Below are 17241 nucleotides of genomic sequence, written 5' to 3' on the forward strand. Positions count from 1 at the left end.
CTAGTGTTTATGCTATACTTAGATTGCTTAGGGTAAGGTTATAATATGAATAAAGCTGTTGCAGATGATTATGAAAAAGTTGTTAACAACAGTGATGATTTAGGTAAAGTAGAATCTATTTCCAATGTTACTTTGGAAGAGGAAGAGTTTTTTGATGCTATGGAAGCTGGTTCTGTTGTAGAAGAAGGAAGTGATTTAGATCTTGTTACTTCAAGAGACGAGCAAGATGAGGAGTTTGTTGACGCTTTAGGCGAGCAGGATTGGTTAACTAAACAAATAGCTGCTATTTAACGTTCCACTGAGTATATTTCATTATAAAGGTTATAATTCTGACTTTTTTACCTCCTGGTATAATATATCAAGCGAAATATTGAGAGAGATAAACAGAGCTTGCCCAGAGAAGAAAGTATTAAATTTAGCTCTGTCAGTTTTAATGCTCCCTTATATTGCTTTTACTGCACTGGGATTAGTCATATACAGTAGATTTAAAGCAAACAGCAAGAAACAAGAAGGTGTAGGTGAAGATAAGGCAAAAAAGGGTGAAACAGGTGTACCAAAAAGATTGGCATATGGTGTTCTTGCTGCAGTAGCGATTCTTGTTATACCAATTCTCATTGTTGGTCATTCAAATAGGATACATAGCAGAGTTGTTTAATTGTGGAGTAGGTAAGAGAAGTAATAAATTTACACAAAGCACTCTCAAGCAAAGCAATAGTATCGTATATTTTATTGCGCAAAATGTTCTGTTTTACATACAACCAAAGCCTCTCAACTGGATTGAGTTCAGGTGAGTATGGTGGTAGGTATATAATCTCAATATTTTTAGGTACCTTTAAACTTTTCGACTTATGCCAACTAGCACAATCCATAACAAGAAAGGCTTCTCGTGGTCCCAAATATTGAGACATTTGCTCAAGAAATATATTCATACAATCAGTGTTGACATTCGGTGCAAACAAGCTAGAATTCTCCCCATTTCTAGGCTCTGTGGACAAAATTTTAGAGAAGCCATATGAGAGCTCCAACAAAATTTAGAAATCCCATGTAAACCTCTGCGGTCTTGTCAAATCTGGAAAAAATGCGCCTAAAATTTTTAATTTTACCGAAAAAGCACTCAATCAAATGACGTTCTTTATAAATATGCTCATCATAGTATCTTTGCACTTTTCGATTCCTTTTTGATGGAATTACGATTTCACATTTCCTGTTTTCAAGGCTGACCACAAAAGCATTGCTGTCATAACCCTTATCAGCTACTACAATGGAGTTATAGACATTTTTTGTTAATACTTCAGCTTGTGTAATTTCATTCCTCTGGCCAGGAGTAAGTATAAATTTTAAAGGATTTCCCAATGCATCAACAAGTGCATGAATTTTAGTCGTAAAGCCACCTTTACTTCGCCCTAAAGCCTCTTGATCCTTCGAATCTTTTGTATATCCAGCCGAACATGGATGGGCTCTAATGATCGTACCGTCGATTATGACGGCTTCTAAATCTGGCTCTTGTTTTGTGTACTCCAATAAATTTTTCCAAATACCCCTTTCGCACCATCTCTTAAATCGTTTGTGTATACTTCTGTAATTGCCATAGATTTTCGGCAAAAGTCGCTATTGGCAACCACTTCGCGCCATATACCACACTGCTTCTATGAATATTCTTAAACGTTTTTCGTCTTTACTATGCATTCCTTTTATGCCTTTTATGAATTCTAAAATTTGTTTCCAATTTCTTTCTTTTATATAATATTCCATTCGGTAGTTTCTCCATTTTTATGTTCATTTGGTTAAACTACCACTTTTTTTCTCCCTCTTCATATTTTTTGTCCACAGAGCCTAGGATTAACTGCACTGTAGAGATAAAAATTTTCCCTACCTAATTTTACCTTAACTTTTGTTCTGACGCCTTTTTTAAACCATCCATGCCCGGTCTTTGAATGTGTGCCAAACCGCGATTCATCGAAGAAAAACAGCTCTTTTTCAGAATACTTGCCAATAACTTCGTTGAGATTTTTTTTTGAATTCCTCTTGTTTTCTTTTATCTTGTACATTGTGTACTGGTCTTGGTGTAATATAAGAGAATTTCATCTTTTGCATATAGCGGTGTACTGTAGATTTGCTAATATTTAAGCCGAACTTTTCCTGGATTCTTATTCTCATTTCTTTAATGGTAATATTAGGATTTTCTCCTACCCATGCTTCAACTTGCTGTAGTTGAGCCTGATTTAATTTAGTTTTTCTACGCCGTTGTGGAGGAGCAAACAATTTTTCTTCTCTGCCTAATTTCAAGAGTTTTATCCACGAAGTTAGTGCGCTTCTTGAAATGCAATATATTTTTGCTACAGCCGTTATACTATGCTTTTTTGCTGCAATTACAGCATTTAGTTTTTTTGCAACATATGCATTGTTCCTTACTTTCTTCAGCATTTTTTTTGCTGATTTTACTACTTCTTCATCCAATAATTTTGATCTTAGTGCCATTTATACCTCGACTATTTCACTTATTTCATTATGGCTTGTCTTCTATTATTGTCTATCTGTTTGCCGTGTAATGGGAATTGGTATTAGCATTACTTTTCGTTTTAAATGGTAACGTATGGGGTTATATATGATCAACAACTTTCTTGGAATTGATGTATCAAAAGATCGCTTTGATGTTTTTCTTTCATTCATAAGTAAAAAAGAAAAGCGTGAAACTAGGAAAAGGAGCTTTAAGAACGATGATCTTGGGTTTCAAGGTCTGCTGAGTTTTCTACAAAAGCATAATGTGGAAGAAGTAAAGGCATGCATGGAGGCTACTGGTTGTTATAGCGAAGCTTTGGCTGAATTTCTGCACAATGCTGGACATTTTGTTAGTGTAGTAAATCCTTATTGTATTAAATCTTATGCGAGGAGTAAGCTCGTAAGACAAAAGAATGATCAGACTGATGCAGAAATTATTGCTGATTATTGCCAAAGACAGGAACCAACTCGTTGGACCCCACCTTCTTCTGAATTGAAAAAACTAAGAGCTTGTCCGCAAACAAGAAAAGGGATAGTATATGAGTTTTAGAATGGGGTTAGAAATGAGAAAAAAGATACTGTCCTTGCTGTCAACAAATTATTTGATAAAAAAGAATAAAAAATAACAAGAAAATTTAATTTAGGCTTACATCTTCTATAAATTAGTGTAACTGTGCTTTTAGTTTGTGTAGAAGCACAGTTACACTACCGAGCACTCTGCTAAAACCAAAATAAAACGATACAATACACAATCTACTATATTACCAAAACTCCGAGCACGGTGCTTTATATTGAATACTCAAAACCGTTACACAATCTCACGTACCGTTAACGTTATTTCACTAAATCACCATTAAATGGTTGATTGTTTTTAAGAATTCCAAAAAATACGTGCATTAGTTTTCTCATTAATGCGACAATTATAACCATTGGACACTTTCCTTTGCTTGTTAAACGCTGGCAAAATTTTTGAAAGTAAGGGTTGAAATTTTTGACTACTATAGCTGGCATATAAAGAGCTTTGCGAATGCGCTCAGATCCTATTTTGCATATTCGACTTTTTTTGCTTACGGAAGATCCTGATTGATAATGTTCTGGATTTAGGCCAGCAAAGGCTGTGAATTTCCTAGCATGATCAAAATTATCAACTAATGGCATTTCTGCAATAACAGCAATAGCAGTAAGATGTCCTACACCTTTCACGGTCTTAAGATTTTCTATCATATTTTTTAGGTGTGGGTAGTTATTGATATGCTCGTTAATTTCTTTCTCTATGGCAGCAGTTTGTGTGTCTATTGTAGTAACTACCTCAAGTATGGCTTGTTTGCAACTGGAATACATATTTTTATTTTCCAAACGATTCATCTGTTGCAACTTGTCATCTTTAAGTGCTTGCAAACAACGATAAAAGTCTCTTAAACGCCTAACTTCAGGAGGGGCAGGTTTCCAAAGGTTAGGTTTGTTAGCAATACAAAATCTAGCAATCATAGCAGCATCTGACTTATCTGTTTTGTTTCTAAGTAGCTCACTTTTGCCAAAAGCTTTGATTTGGGCTGGATTTATTACACTTACATTATGTCCCAGGTCGTACATAAAGTTAACTAAATCTTCACCATAACAACCAGTTGCTTCGAGACAAAGATGAATAAGGTCTGCTCCATGATCAGGCTACAAGCTTTTCAAAACCCTCTTGATTATTGTGAAAAACTTTATGTCGTTCTTTGTTGTTTATCAATAAACAAGCATCAAATTTCTTTTTAGAAATGTCTACACCTAAAATAGCATTGACTTGCATAAAATTTCCTCCAGGACTATAACGAATTGAGAGTTTAGACCAACCTTGTAATACGGGATATAATTCCAAAGATACTGTTCGGTCTTTTAACTCTACTGGAAGGGGAGCAAATCTTTTTTACGGCCTTACTGGCTATTAGTACCCACACAGCTTCACCCTTCCTGTAAGATACTTTAGCTCTAACATCTTACTTCTTGAAGATACAAGTATCCAACAGATCTAAGTGAAAGAGAGTGGTAGCTAATAGAGAAACACTTTAGAGTATCATACAAGAAAGGAGGAAGGCCGCTGAAACATAGCAAAAGAGAGGTATTATCTGCAATTTTTTATGTACTACGCACAGGATGTCAATGGCGCTATTTACCGCACGCCATGGAAGACAGTATATGAACAATTTAGGAGATGGAAGAAGCAGGGAATTTTTGAGAAAGTGAATTATGATATCACTAGGCTCTGTGGACAAAATTTTAGAGAAGCCATATGAGAGCTCCAACAAAATTTAGAAATCCCATGTAAACCTCTGCGGTCTTGTCAAATCTGGAAAAAATGCGCCTAAAATTTTTAATTTTACCGAAAAAGCACTCAATCAAATCTTATAGCTATCATGCCACTGTTCCTGATCTCTATTTTATTTTCACCGCTGAAAAGTCTATTGACGTTCTTTATAAATATGCTCATCATAGTATCTTTGCACTTTTCGATTCCTTTTTGATGGAATTACGATTTCACATTTCCTGTTTTCAAGGCTGACCACAAAAGCATTGCTGTCATAACCCTTATCAGCTACTACAATGGAGTTATAGACATTTTTTGTTAATACTTCAGCTTGTGTAATTTCATTCCTCTGGCCAGGAGTAAGTATAAATTTTAAAGGATTTCCCAATGCATCAACAAGTGCATGAATTTTAGTCGTAAAGCCACCTTTACTTCGCCCTAAAGCCTCTTGATCCTTCGAATCTTTTGTATATCCAGCCGAACATGGATGGGCTCTAATGATCGTACCGTCGATTATGACGGCTTCTAAATCTGGCTCTTGTTTTGTGTACTCCAATAAATTTTTCCAAATACCCCTTTCGCACCATCTCTTAAATCGTTTGTGTATACTTCTGTAATTGCCATAGATTTTCGGCAAAAGTCGCCATTGGCAACCACTTCGCGCCATATACCACACTGCTTCTATGAATATTCTTAAACGTTTTTCGTCTTTACTATGCATTCCTTTTATGCCTTTTATGAATTCTAAAATTTGTTTCCAATTTCTTTCTTTTATATAATATTCCATTCGGTAGTTTCTCCATTTTTATGTTCATTTGGTTAAACTACCACTTTTTTTCTCCCTCTTCATATTTTTTGTCCACAGAGCCTAGTGAGATAAGAGATAAAATTTTTGAGGGAGCAGAAAATGCTCAGTTATATGACTTCATTTCTAAGGTCATGGACAGTAAGAAAATAGATCAAAATGCTTTTGAGAGTGTTAAAACAAAAATAGAGAATATGGATCTATCTTTGCTGCCTCAGGAGTTAAAAACTGTTGTAGAGGAAATGAAAGGAAAAGAAAATATAGAAGAGGTAAGAGATGTAGTTGCTAGTAGACGTGTGATGTTAGAAAAGGCTACTGGTTGGGCTATGCATGCTCAGATGTTTGGTAGTATTGTCGGTAATGCTGTGGATGGGAACATCGAGGATGCAGCAAAGAATCTAGCAATATTGGGAGGAGACATGGCAATTGGCAGGGCCTTTGGTGTTACTCCTATATCTTGGTATTTTATGCTGAGTAGCTTATTAGATGATTTTGATAGGCTTAACGCTGGCGATCATAGTACCTTTTTAAAAGTGAAAACCGGTCTTGATGCTACTGTTCTTGCTTTATCCTTACTTGCAATCTCTAATCCAGAGCTAGCACCTATTGTGGAGGTTGTCATTCTTGGGGAGATGATTTGGTTAGCTATAGAAAGAGTAAAACAAGAAGATGAACTACTTCACATGACAGAAACGGAAAAGCTTGCTGAGGGGATGCGTGCGTTTTTCTTTATGAAACCTGAAAAGTATATAGCAGAATTGATCGGAGAGAAAGAAGCTAACAATGAGTTAGTAAAACAAGCACTTAAATTCCTGAAACGACATAATGATATCCAAAGATACGTCTTTCCTACTGGAAAGTTAGTTGATGTTAATATTGATTATGAGTTGGAACAAATTTTAAAACGTACTACTATAGGTGTTTTTACGTCTTCATATCCATCATATCCTAATGGTTCTATTTCATACAAGGATTTCACTTCATCCCCAAATGCAGAAAAATACTACTTGGATCATAATGGAAAACCACATGGAAAAGATGGAAAAAGATACTCCCTTTTTTTTGATTCATGCAAAGATGCAGAAAAATACTTCCGTTTAAAAAAGTGTAAAGCTTATCAAGCAAGCCTTAACGAATTCGAGAAAAATCCTTATATGGGTGCTATTCATGAGCCTGCGAACAGACGGGCCCGTTTTTATGCAAGAAACGTGTGTAATAAAACTATTGTACATGATCAAAACAGCAATGTATACCTAGATAAGAAAGAGTTTAATATCACGTTACATAGATCAAGGCCAGATAATCCAAGCGAAGGAGAACTGATTTGTCTACCTAGTGGTAATCTGTACCCTGCAGATGAGAGTGAACATCCTTATTTTGTGTTGCAATTACCACATCCCTCATTTAATCTTTTTAATATAACCTATAACCTACCTGACCCTTTGCTTTATGAAACTTATCGTTGTGACAACGCAATAGGCGTTTCTTACTCTAAAAATAGAACAGGAAATTACACCCTAATCGCCTTAGGTGATGGTATTGATCAAGCATTTGGGTTTAAGGATACTCCTAATATTTTTCACGTTGGAAATGGGAACAAGAATTTTACTGGGGGAGATGACAATGATCTGTTTATTTTAGAAGGTAATAATACTAAAGCATTTTTAGATGGGGGAGCTGGTAATAATGTGTTGGATTTTGGTCGGTTTTCTTTGGGCACAAACTTATCTATATATGGTGATAGGATGTATAGTCTGCCACACCAGGGTTATGTCTTAGATATGCAGAATGTAAGTATAATTTTGGGAAGAAAAGATGAAGCAGAGGTAATAAGCTCTTCTTGCATAACAAAGTATATAGACGGAAGGGGTGGTAAGAACAGCACTAATACTGATCATATAATACTTAATGCTGAACGCTTTTGTCACTGTCCTAATCTGCAAGTTGTATTAAGGCCTAACACTGTGGTAGATGATCAAGGTTTATTTGATGAAGTTGACTACTTTGTTCCTTCTAAAAGTGCATATTTTGTTTGGAGCATACTGCCAGAAAAAATAGCATATTCTACTTATCCTATAAATTCATCTTCTTACGGGCAGGAAACAAAGATTAACTACAATAGCTTGAGCACAACTAGGCAAAACTTAGGACTTAATTACACGCTTTCTGATATAGAAAGTATAAGGTACATGGACGTTAATGGAGCAACGATAAACACTTTAAAATTTAAGGGCAGTAAAAATAACGTTGTTCATGCCCGTTATAATAGTGAAGTTAGTACAAGATTTACTTCTTATAAGCTATTAGATGCAGTAATAAAGATGGGGGATGGAAACACCAATATAGTGCATAATACTGAAAAACGGTTAGATGAACTAGTTAAGGAATATGTGCCGATGGCAAAAAGATTAAATGCTACTATTTCTGCTGGCTCTAGTAATGCGACAATAAATGTGAATAATAAAGGTGGTTATTCCTTTACTATAAACACTCATAAACCAGTTGACAAAATTGTCAGGGATTATCCTGCTATTGCAAGTAGCTTAAATGGAACCATTTCTGCCTACTCTAGTAACCAGTTTATAATGGTAGGTTATGGTAAACATCAAATGCTTCTTAACAATCCTAATTATGCAAGCCACTTAATTGGCAGTGGTGAAGAAAATGTATACACAATTAATTTACCTAAAGAGCCTCAATTACAAAGGAACCTTGAAGTAAATATCTATAATACTAACAATAAAAATTATGTGAATTCGATAGACTTACGTAATCTAGACTTAGCTAAAGATAGATCTCAATTAAGCTTCATACCACGTTATGATCACGATTTGGGGATTCAATTACAAGTAAGAGAAAATAGCTCTTTAATGGTAACGCTAAAAGATGGTCAAAGCTGGTATAACAAAGTACATGTCTATTTGAATGATACAGTAATACCTAAGCGGATTGAATTAAAAAATAATAGTTGGGCATTAGAGTCTATACCAAACTTAGAAAAAATAAAATTTGTTCCTACTGGTATTTTTAGATATTACGAACTGCAAGAGGGAAGGTTACTACTATATCATAATCAACCTAAAGATAAGCATCAAATTGGTATAGTGAATCTAAAAAATAAATGCATATCAGAATGCGACATGAAAATGGTGAATAATGATTTGATCATATCATCTGGAAATAATGCACTTGTTCAAGTAAGAAATTGGTCTAGTAATCCAAAGACACGGGAGATGATTTTTGTTTTTAATGGTACAATAGTCTCTAAATCAGAGTGTATAGTTTCTATGTGTAGTGAGCAAGATATCATAGAAGAATTTAACGTTGTAAAAAAACAGGAAGAAAAGCTATTTAATGCTGTGCAGAAAAATGATTTAAATAGTGTAAAAGACTTGATTAATAAAGGGGCTAATATTAACGCTCGTAATGGTAATACTCTTCTACATATGGCTGTATCAATAAATACAGGAAACCCACTAAGTTTAATAAAACTGCTCATAGAGAAAGGGGCTGATATTAGTTCTAAAAATAATAGTGTTCAGACACTTTTAGATGTAGCAAATCAGTATGGCAAATCAGAAGTAGCGAACTTTTTAAGGGACAAACAAAGTGAGTACGATCACCTTTTGCTTGATGCTGCAAGGAGTGGAAATCTTGATAAGATCACAGATCTTCTTAATAGTGGTGCTAACATTGAAGCTAAAGAAAAAGATGGTAAAACACCTTTGTACTTAGCTGCTAGAGAAGGTCACTTATATGCAGTTAAGTCTCTTCTTAATAAGGGAGCTAACATTGAAGCTAGAGAGAATGACAAATGGACACCATTACATACTGCAGCTTATCATGGTAAATTGGATGTAGTTAAGCTTCTTGTAGAGAGGAATGCTAACATTGAGGCTAAAACTGATAATGGAAAGACACCTTTAGAGTTGGCACGTGAAAATGACAAACAAGAAGTAGTAGACTTTTTAAGGGCAAAACAAGATGAGAAGGGAAGACCTGTACAACGTAAGCGTCGAGACCATGATCGCCATCACTCATCACGTAAACCTCTTGCCATAGGTTTAAGTAATCAAGCAGCTAGACAGGATGTATCAAAAAGTTTATTGCAAAATGATAAAATAGACTATAACAAAGTGGGAGCTACAAGTGGAGCAAGTAGGCCATCTTCACCGATAGATGCTTTTGCTCATATTATAGGTACTATAGGTGGTACTATTGTGGATAATATTAAAGGTGCTTTTCAGTTTATCTATTCTCCTTTCAAGCCAGCTATAGATATGAAGCACTCTCAGCCTTCTAAAGCTATGACAACTCAAAGCATTGATACAAATGGTACACTGCTATTGCTAGATGTATTTATAAGAAAAATTACAGGACAAAAATACGCTTCTACAGCAGAGCAGCCTATATCTGAGTTAGAGGCAAGGGGCTGTGCGTTGAATATTACAGAAAGGTTTGAGCAAGTACTAGAGAATGCAGCTAAAAAGTCTGGGCACAGGTTAGACTTTAATCCTTTAGAAGTATATAAAGCTATAGAGGGCTACATAATGAGTGGTGAAATTTCAAAAATACCAAGTACCTTATACTCATCTGCAAAAGAAGCTTGTCCAGAGTTTAAACAAACTGATAAGTTTTTGGTTCGTCTAGCAAATCATCTAGAAGAAGTATTAGCTGAAAAAGAAGCTGTATTTTTACTTAATAGGCAGCAGAGCAATGTACCTCCATCTAAAATTGTAGAAAAAGCACCTGCAGCAAAGATATCTAATGGACCTAGTACCCTATTAAATGATACATCAACATCTAAAGGCATAAGTAATGTTTTAGGGGCATGAAGCTCTTTCTATCGAAAGCACAGCATATAGGAGAAAACTATATTGGTATCCGTTCAGCAGAGTGGTTTAAGAAACAATAGATAGGAGATTTTGGAAAGGGTTTAGCCCCTTTTGTTTCCATGTTAATACCAATTCCCATTACACGGCAAACAGATGGACAACAATGGAAGAAAAGCCATAATGAAGTAAGTAAAATAGTTGAGGTATAAATGGCACTAAGATCAAAATTATTGGATGAAGAAGTAGTAAAATCAGCAAAAAAAATGCTGAAGAAAGTAAGGAACAATGCATATGTTGCAAAAAAACTAAATGCTGTAATTGCAGCAAAAAAGCATAGTATAACGGCTGTAGCAAAAATATATTGCATTTCAAGAAGCGCACTAACTTCGTGGATAAAACTCTTGAAATTAGGCAGAGAAGAAAAATTGTTTGCTCCTCCACAACGGCGTAGAAAAACTAAATTAAATCAGGCTCAACTACAGCAAGTTGAAGCATGGGTAGGAGAAAATCCTAATATTACCATTAAAGAAATGAGAATAAGAATCCAGGAAAAGTTCGGCTTAAATATTAGCAAATCTACAGTACACCGCTATATGCAAAAGATGAAATTCTCTTATATTACACCAAGACCAGTACACAATGTACAAGATAAAAGAAAACAAGAGGAATTCAAAAAAAAATCTCAACGAAGTTATTGGCAAGTATCCTGAAAAAGAGCTGTTTTTCTTCGATGAATCGCGGTTTGGCACACATTCAAAAGTTGGACACGGGTGGTTTAAAAAAGGCACTAGGACTCGGGTTAAAATAAAATTAGGTAGGCATAATTTTTATCTTTACAGTGCAGTTAACCCTGAAAATGGAGAAAGTTCCAGTTTGCTTGCACCAAACGTTAATACTGATTGCATGAATGTATTTCTTGAGCAAATGTCGCAATATCTGGGGACACGAAAGGCTTTTCTCGTTATGGACTGTGCTAGTTGGCATAAGTCAAAAAATTTAAAGGTACCTAAAAATATTGAGATTATATACCTACCTCCATATTCACCTGACTGTCGAGAGGCTTTGGTTGTATGTAAAACAGAACATTTTGCGCAATAAAATATACGATACTATTGCTTTGCTTGAGAGTGCTTTGTGTAAATTTATTACTTCTCTTACCTACTCCACAATTAAACAACTCTGCTATGTATCCTATTTGACTGCACAACAATGAGAATTGGTATAAGTATAATGAAATTATCCGTTCGAGGAATGTGTTTCCTTGCTGTGATTGTGTAAAATATGAGTTTTTACGGTAAACGACATAGTGTCGTATCTGTTGTTCAGCGTGATTATTTGTCAATGGAATATTTTCTGAGTCATCTAAAAAATTCCACATCATTCTTTCAGATTTCAAAATATTTTTCGCAACTCGAGAAGCTCCAATTGCTTCAGGTAAACGGCTTCAAGTAACATCGTGTACGCTTTCGCAATTTTCTTGCGCGTCTGGCAAATCTTAAAACATCTATTTCACTTTTTAGTAAAGCTTTTTTCAGTGCAAATAATTCAGTGGCTACGTTTCTCAAGTAACAGCCCAGAACTTTGACTTTAATATTCCAACTATGCGCTAACCTTTCAAAATCTCTTGATAAATGTGCCCAGCAGATTTGCCTGTTTTTATCGGCAAAGTAGTTGTATGCTGCGTACCTGTCGGTTACTACTAAGCTATTGCGATTGCAGAATTTACTACTTTGTAAAACTTTCATTCCTCTTGACTCTGTAAATTTTACAAAACTTGCCGTATTGCTTGCAAACATCCAACACCAAGCGAGTTTACCTTTGTTATAATGGCTCGTTTCATCAATATGTAGAACTTTACTCCTACTTATCTCTTGTTCGATCTGCTCATACATTTTTTTGCATTTTGAAGCAACTCTATGTTCACTATTTGATATGCTACCGACGCTTATGTTCAAATTGAAGATATCATTTACGACACTCGCTATTTCGCGTTTTGAATTTTTGTAAAACCCGCTGAACGCTGCAATTATTGACTTAACCCTTGGTCCAAATGTATCTGACGTAACACCTTCTGGTAACTTACTGCTTCTTCTTTTCCCGCATCTCCGGCAACGGCCATGCTCTAATTGATATTCTACTACATAAGGCTTGATTTCCGGAAGATCAACTTTTTGATGAATGTAAGGTTTCCCACATATTCCAATCTCTCCTCCACATTCGCAAGTAGATGACAACTTTACTTTTATCACCTCATCTGCATCCATTTTGGCGCGAAAACTTCCTTTATGACCAACCTGACCACCGACGTTTCTGTCGCTCTTTGGCTTGTCCTTTTTTATTTTGTACAACTCTCTAGAGCTTGGTAGAGATGAATTTCTTGAGTTTAAACCAAGCCTCTCCTTTAATTCAGCGTTCTCTATCTTTAAAGCCTTGTTCTCTGCTTTTAAACTTTCATTCTCTCTTTCCAGCCTTTCTATTTTTGCTTCTAACTTTTCTATTTTTTGCTGTAAATTTTTGCAAAGTTCTAAAAGGTTTACCACATTACCTCACTTTTGCTCTATGATTATCTTTTTAGATCACCTTGTCTACCTTATTCTGCCACTCCGCTGAACGGATACCTATATTGTCTTTTCTTCCTGTAATTGCTTTATTTCATTAGTAGAAAGTCCTGTAGTTTGAGATATGACATCAATTGGTACACTAGCCTTGAGTAGATTCTTTGCCACTGCTACTTTAGCTTTCTTTTCACCTTTTTCATGACCGATTTGGATGCCTTCTTCTCTACCTTTTGCAGTAGCATCATCAAGTTTTTGAGCGAGGACAGCCTGTTCATCAAGAATACGTTTTATTTCCTGTTCATAGGCAATAAATTCTTTTTCTGACCAGTTAAATCTATTTAGCTCTTCATATGCTTTTTTGATTATTAAATCACTTCCTATTATCTTTTCTAGCTCTTCTTCACTAGTCTCATCTGCATATTTAAAGAAGTAGATCCATTTCTCGACTATACTTGAAAGCTGATCTTCTTTCGTTTTTGGAAACTTTGGCAATTCAATAAATATAAAATAGAAATCTTTTAAATCATGCTCATTAGTATCTTCATCCCGAATAGTATGCTTTGATTTATACTCAGACTTATTTGGAAATAGGATACAATCTGCTATAGCAATAAAGATAATTTCCTTAAGGTCATGGTATTGATCACCCTTGTCAGCTTGTCTTGAATAAGCTTTAGCTGCGTAGTATTGAGCACGTTTTTCAAAGCCCTTAGTTTTAGCAACCTGCATCTCAATTATCCATTGCACTCCTGTGGAATCTCTACATAGTACATCAACAATGCTTTGCTTTTTAGAGGCAATATCAGGGTCTTGAATAGTACTTAAAAACTCTATATCCTGTATTGCATTTTTGCTAGTAAAGCCGAGAATATCATTGAGGAAGTGAATGAGGATATCTTTATTCTTTTCAGTGCCAAAGATACGGCGAAAGGCGACATCATTCTTGGGATCGAGAAACTTCGAGAGAGCCATAGCAAGAGTACCTAAAAAGCATTAATAATTATACACAATTGTGAAGAAATGTTCAAGTTTTTTATTTTTCTAAGTTTTGAATGCGTTGATGAAAAAAATGACTGTCAGAGATCATCTTAGAATAGCATCCTCTACTTTAGACGTCCTTTTGTACATTTTTTATCCACTCTTCTATAAAGCACTTCAAAAGCCCAGCAAATGGGTTCATGGTTTAGCAATCTCAAAGATACCTATTTTAAGTGTGAACTTCTCATTTTAGCTTGTCACATCATAGGCATTTAATATACTAGTTTTCAACAAAGGTAACAATATGCTAGCAAAATTTCTATCTCAAGCAGCTAAAGGAGCATTGTACATTGTTAAGTAGTGAGGAAAAACAAAGTCTTTATAGCAAGGTACTAAATGAAGTTACCTAGGGATTCAAGAGAAGGCATAGACCAGCTAAAGAAGTTGAGTAAAGTGGCTGTTGCAATAGAAGAAACTATTGATAGTAAGTTACTAGAACAGTTTAATCCATTAAGAGAAGTTAATATTGCCTATGCTTCTGAAGAAGCTACAAACTATTTATTTAGCCTTAGTAGAACTGTATGATTTGGAAGAGAATAGAGAAAAAGCAATTTATCAGGCAATTAAATCAAATGATAGAGAGTTAGTAAAACATCTGATGATGATTCTTACGTCAGGTGATATTAAGATTGAATTTTTTAAGGAATTAGAGATGTTACTGTCTAGAACATATGAAGAGTTAAAAGAAAACTTATCGCAGAAATTATCTAGAAAAAAATATGAGTTTAAAACGTTTTGTGTGTAATAATGTTGACGTATTAATAGCAAAGCCTGTTGATATAAGAGCAATCTATTTATAGTTCAATCTGGTGTAAATTATAAAATAGATGAGTTATAAAATAGCAGAAGGCTTAGAAGAAGGAGAATTACTATCACAAATAAATCAGATGATAGAATTGCTAATGAGGCAAGAAAGGTTTATGGAATTGGAGTATAAAGTAAGAAGATTAAAATCAGAACTTGCAAGTGGGAAGAGCAAATATTCAGATGAGGTTATGAAGTTTATTATAGAGGAACGAGAAAGAGAGATGAGAGGGGTTGAGGACAAAAGCGACCAAATAATAAGCGAAAGGGAGATCAAGATTGGGCAACAACGCAAATAGAAGACATTAGTGAGCAGACAATCTGGTTCTTTAGACTACAAAGTAGGACAAAAAGTAAAAAGGTGGAGGTTGGAGCGAGGGTATACTCAGGAGGATTTAGCAAATAAAATCGGTATAACACGTCAGGTAATGCTACAATATGAAAAAGGAACACGTAGAATTTCGATTGAAAAACTATATGCCATAACAGAGGCATTATCAGTTAGTATTACGGATCTAATTCCTATAAGAGTATCAAAAAGTTGTCTTGAAGGCGAGAGAGGAGAAATATTAAATCTAGCAAGAAATTATAAAAAGATTAATGATCAAGAATTACGCAAGATATTTTATTTATTAACTAAGTCTGCCCAGCTTAGTGAAAAAAGCAGTAGAAAAGCAGAGAGAGTAGAAATAGCAAAGAATCTGGTCAAAGCAGGAATTTCTGTTGATATTGTTTCAAAAACAATCGGCTTATCTGCTAATGAATGTATCAAGGAAAAAACAGGCTCTATATACTACAAAATAGGAAAAAAGATAAAAGAATGGAGACTGGTAAGAGAGTACACTCAAAAGGATTTAGCAGAGAAAATGAGTACAACACGTGACGAAATAAGCAACTATGAACAAGGAAGGACTGCTGTTCCACTTGATAAATTATATGGAATAGCAGAGGTGTTATCAGTTAACATTAAAGTTTTGCTACCTGAAACGAGAGAAAGTAAAGAAGAGAATAAGCTATTGAGTTTAATAAAAGCTCTGTTGCCTAAAATAACAAAATGTGAAAATGAGGATAGCAAAAAGTTATTGAGTTTAATGGATGAGTACAGAGAAGATGAGAATCAAGAACCATTAGATGCATTAGTCAAATCTCTATCTGAAGATATGAAAAGTAGCAAGGAAAAAGTTAAAAAAGCAGAGAAAATCAAGGTTGCAAAGGATCTAGTTAAGGCAGGTATTGCGATTGAGATTATTGTGCGAGCAAGTGGTCTAACCGTTGATGAGTTGAGTGAGTGTCCAAAAATGAATTGACTTGAATTCTGGATTAAAAACAGGGTACTCAGAGATATTATATTAAGATATAAGCAAAAGTAGTTGTTTATTTAATAAATCTATTTACCATCTCTGAAAATTTGCTTAGATTTCGCTTGTTCAACAAATACCTCTTCTAGTTTTTCTGGCTCAGCTTCTGATCTTGCCGCCAATTTGCGTTGTTTGATAAACTTCTTCAATGTTTTGACTGCAATAAAATTAATACTGAAAACACATGCAGAAGTTACTGCTAACGCTGCAAAAGGGGCTAAATTGAATGTCGGCAAAATTGCTATAATCGTGCCAGATGTCAGTAAAAATGCTAACTTCTTGCTCCCGATTATCTTGTTTTTCTTAACCTTTATTGGGTTTAATTTTTTTATTTTCCCTTTTAGCTTTTTGAAGCCTTTTTTGAACGTATTGCCTCTTTTCAGCTCTTTTTCTACGGGTTTTGTTTTCTTTGTTTTTAAGCTTTTTATTTTTTCTTTTATTCCTTTTTTATCTTTTTTTACTTTAGAGGTTACTTTCAAGCATAGGTTAGGTTTCACCACAATTTCAGAGAGCGGTTTTGGCTTATCGTTTGAAATTTTAGCTTCTTGCCCCTTAGTATGCTTTTTGAGCGAAACTATGTTTTTTAAACCTTTCTTTGCTTTATTTTTTTAGTTTGCTCGGCATTTTTATGTAAATTAAGATACGATATCGCAAAATTTATCGATTACTTTTTGATTACCTTCTATCATTGCATTTGCCTCCTGCTGCAGATATTTGATCATCTTTCTTGCATAATCCAGCTATAACAATACCAGCCTCTAAAGAAGATATCGATGCTGTGGAATGAGCAATTGAGAAAGTTCTATGAGGCAGTGCACAACCCTTGACTTCCTTTAGCTTTATTATATAATTAAAAAATTTTTCAAGGCTAGTAATACGCATCCTCCATTTCAATATAAGAAATTTAGAAATATATTTGAAAAGTTAATCAGTGATATCAATTCTGATCAGGGTAGCTCAATTGAAATCATCGATGAGATAAAAAAAGAATTAAAAAAAGAACTTCCTTCTATATATGAAGAATGGGAAAATAGTGGATTTGACATAAACTTTA

Annotated in this window: 9 protein-coding genes and 9 pseudogenes; 9 read left to right on the forward strand and 9 right to left on the reverse strand. The window is 34.7% G+C overall.

All coding sequences use genetic code 11. The annotated features are described in order from the left end of the window. Positions 1-45: 45 nt before the first annotated feature. A pseudogene (locus tag ACWHVF_RS04325) lies at positions 46-619 on the forward strand (hypothetical protein); the annotation flags it as partial. Here the strand turns inward: ACWHVF_RS04325 and ACWHVF_RS04330 are convergent. The 3 pseudogenes from ACWHVF_RS04330 to ACWHVF_RS04340 all read right to left on the reverse strand — a co-directional run. Beyond that, positions 612-992: pseudogene (locus ACWHVF_RS04330) on the reverse strand (IS630 family transposase); the annotation flags it as partial. The pseudogenes ACWHVF_RS04325 and ACWHVF_RS04330 sit on opposite strands and share 8 nt — an antisense overlap. A 7-nt stretch (positions 993-999) precedes the next feature. After that, a pseudogene (locus ACWHVF_RS04335) lies at positions 1000-1752 on the reverse strand (IS5 family transposase). Positions 1753-1814: 62 nt separating this feature from the next. Further along, positions 1815-2478: pseudogene (locus ACWHVF_RS04340) on the reverse strand (IS630 family transposase); the annotation flags it as partial. 127 nt (positions 2479-2605) lie between these two features. Between ACWHVF_RS04340 and ACWHVF_RS04345 the strand changes: the two are divergent. After that, positions 2606-3049 carry an IS110 family transposase gene (locus ACWHVF_RS04345; protein WP_447933198.1) on the forward strand — a complete coding sequence of 148 codons (444 nt, stop codon included), beginning with the start codon at positions 2606-2608 and terminating at the stop codon, positions 3047-3049. Between the two features lie 284 nt (positions 3050-3333). On the opposite strand, the pseudogene ACWHVF_RS04350 reads toward ACWHVF_RS04345, so the two are convergent. Then, positions 3334-4294: pseudogene (locus ACWHVF_RS04350) on the reverse strand (IS110 family transposase). 243 nt (positions 4295-4537) lie between these two features. On the opposite strand from ACWHVF_RS04350, the pseudogene ACWHVF_RS04355 reads away from it, so the two are divergent. Continuing rightward, positions 4538-4745, forward strand: a pseudogene (locus ACWHVF_RS04355) (transposase); the annotation flags it as partial. Positions 4746-4761: 16 nt separating this feature from the next. Here ACWHVF_RS04355 and ACWHVF_RS04360 read toward each other — a convergent pair. Then, positions 4762-5576: pseudogene (locus ACWHVF_RS04360) on the reverse strand (IS5 family transposase). A gap of 20 nt (positions 5577-5596) precedes the next feature. On the opposite strand from ACWHVF_RS04360, the gene ACWHVF_RS04365 reads away from it, so the two are divergent. Beyond that, the gene (locus ACWHVF_RS04365; protein WP_447933199.1) at positions 5597-10429 is read left to right on the forward strand and encodes an ankyrin repeat domain-containing protein; all 4833 of its coding nucleotides are present in this window, start codon (positions 5597-5599) and stop codon (positions 10427-10429) included. A 209-nt stretch (positions 10430-10638) separates the two neighbouring features. Beyond that, positions 10639-11642, forward strand: a pseudogene (locus tag ACWHVF_RS04370) (IS630 family transposase). 9 nt (positions 11643-11651) lie between these two features. On the opposite strand, the pseudogene tnpC reads toward ACWHVF_RS04370, so the two are convergent. Beyond that, a pseudogene (tnpC, locus tag ACWHVF_RS04375) lies at positions 11652-12969 on the reverse strand (IS66 family transposase); the annotation flags it as partial. Positions 12970-13047: 78 nt separating this feature from the next. Next, positions 13048-13959: an Rpn family recombination-promoting nuclease/putative transposase gene (locus tag ACWHVF_RS04380; RefSeq protein WP_447933200.1), complete on the reverse strand. Its 912-nt coding sequence runs from the start codon at positions 13957-13959 to the stop codon at positions 13048-13050. Positions 13960-14361: 402 nt separating this feature from the next. On the opposite strand from ACWHVF_RS04380, the gene ACWHVF_RS04385 reads away from it, so the two are divergent. The 4 genes from ACWHVF_RS04385 (at position 14362) to wmk (ending at position 16136) form a co-directional block, all read left to right on the forward strand. Next, a complete protein-coding gene (locus tag ACWHVF_RS04385) occupies positions 14362-14550 on the forward strand; it encodes a hypothetical protein (protein ID WP_082860892.1) in 189 nt (62 codons plus the stop codon). Beyond that, on the forward strand, positions 14498-14770 hold the full coding sequence (locus tag ACWHVF_RS04390) for a hypothetical protein (RefSeq protein WP_447933068.1): 273 nt from the start codon (positions 14498-14500) through the stop codon (positions 14768-14770). Before ACWHVF_RS04385 ends, ACWHVF_RS04390 begins: the two co-directional genes overlap by 53 nt. Before the next feature lie 82 nt (positions 14771-14852). Continuing rightward, a complete protein-coding gene (locus tag ACWHVF_RS04395; protein WP_082860890.1) occupies positions 14853-15128 on the forward strand; it encodes a hypothetical protein in 276 nt (91 codons plus the stop codon). A 9-nt stretch (positions 15129-15137) separates the two neighbouring features. Next, positions 15138-16136, forward strand: a complete 999-nt coding sequence (wmk, locus tag ACWHVF_RS04400) for a WO male-killing family protein Wmk (RefSeq protein WP_447933069.1) — start codon at positions 15138-15140, stop codon at positions 16134-16136. An 80-nt stretch (positions 16137-16216) separates the two neighbouring features. Here wmk and ACWHVF_RS04405 read toward each other — a convergent pair whose 3' ends face one another. Both ACWHVF_RS04405 and ACWHVF_RS04410 read right to left on the reverse strand, forming a co-directional pair. Beyond that, entirely contained in the window at positions 16217-16666 is a 450-nt protein-coding gene (locus ACWHVF_RS04405; protein ID WP_128081717.1) for a hypothetical protein, read from the reverse strand. A gap of 196 nt (positions 16667-16862) precedes the next feature. After that, positions 16863-17069: a hypothetical protein gene (locus ACWHVF_RS04410; protein WP_064085529.1), complete on the reverse strand. Its 207-nt coding sequence runs from the start codon at positions 17067-17069 to the stop codon at positions 16863-16865. Positions 17070-17241: the final 172 nt, after the last annotated feature.

Source organism: Wolbachia endosymbiont of Dactylopius coccus, from assembly GCF_977011065.1.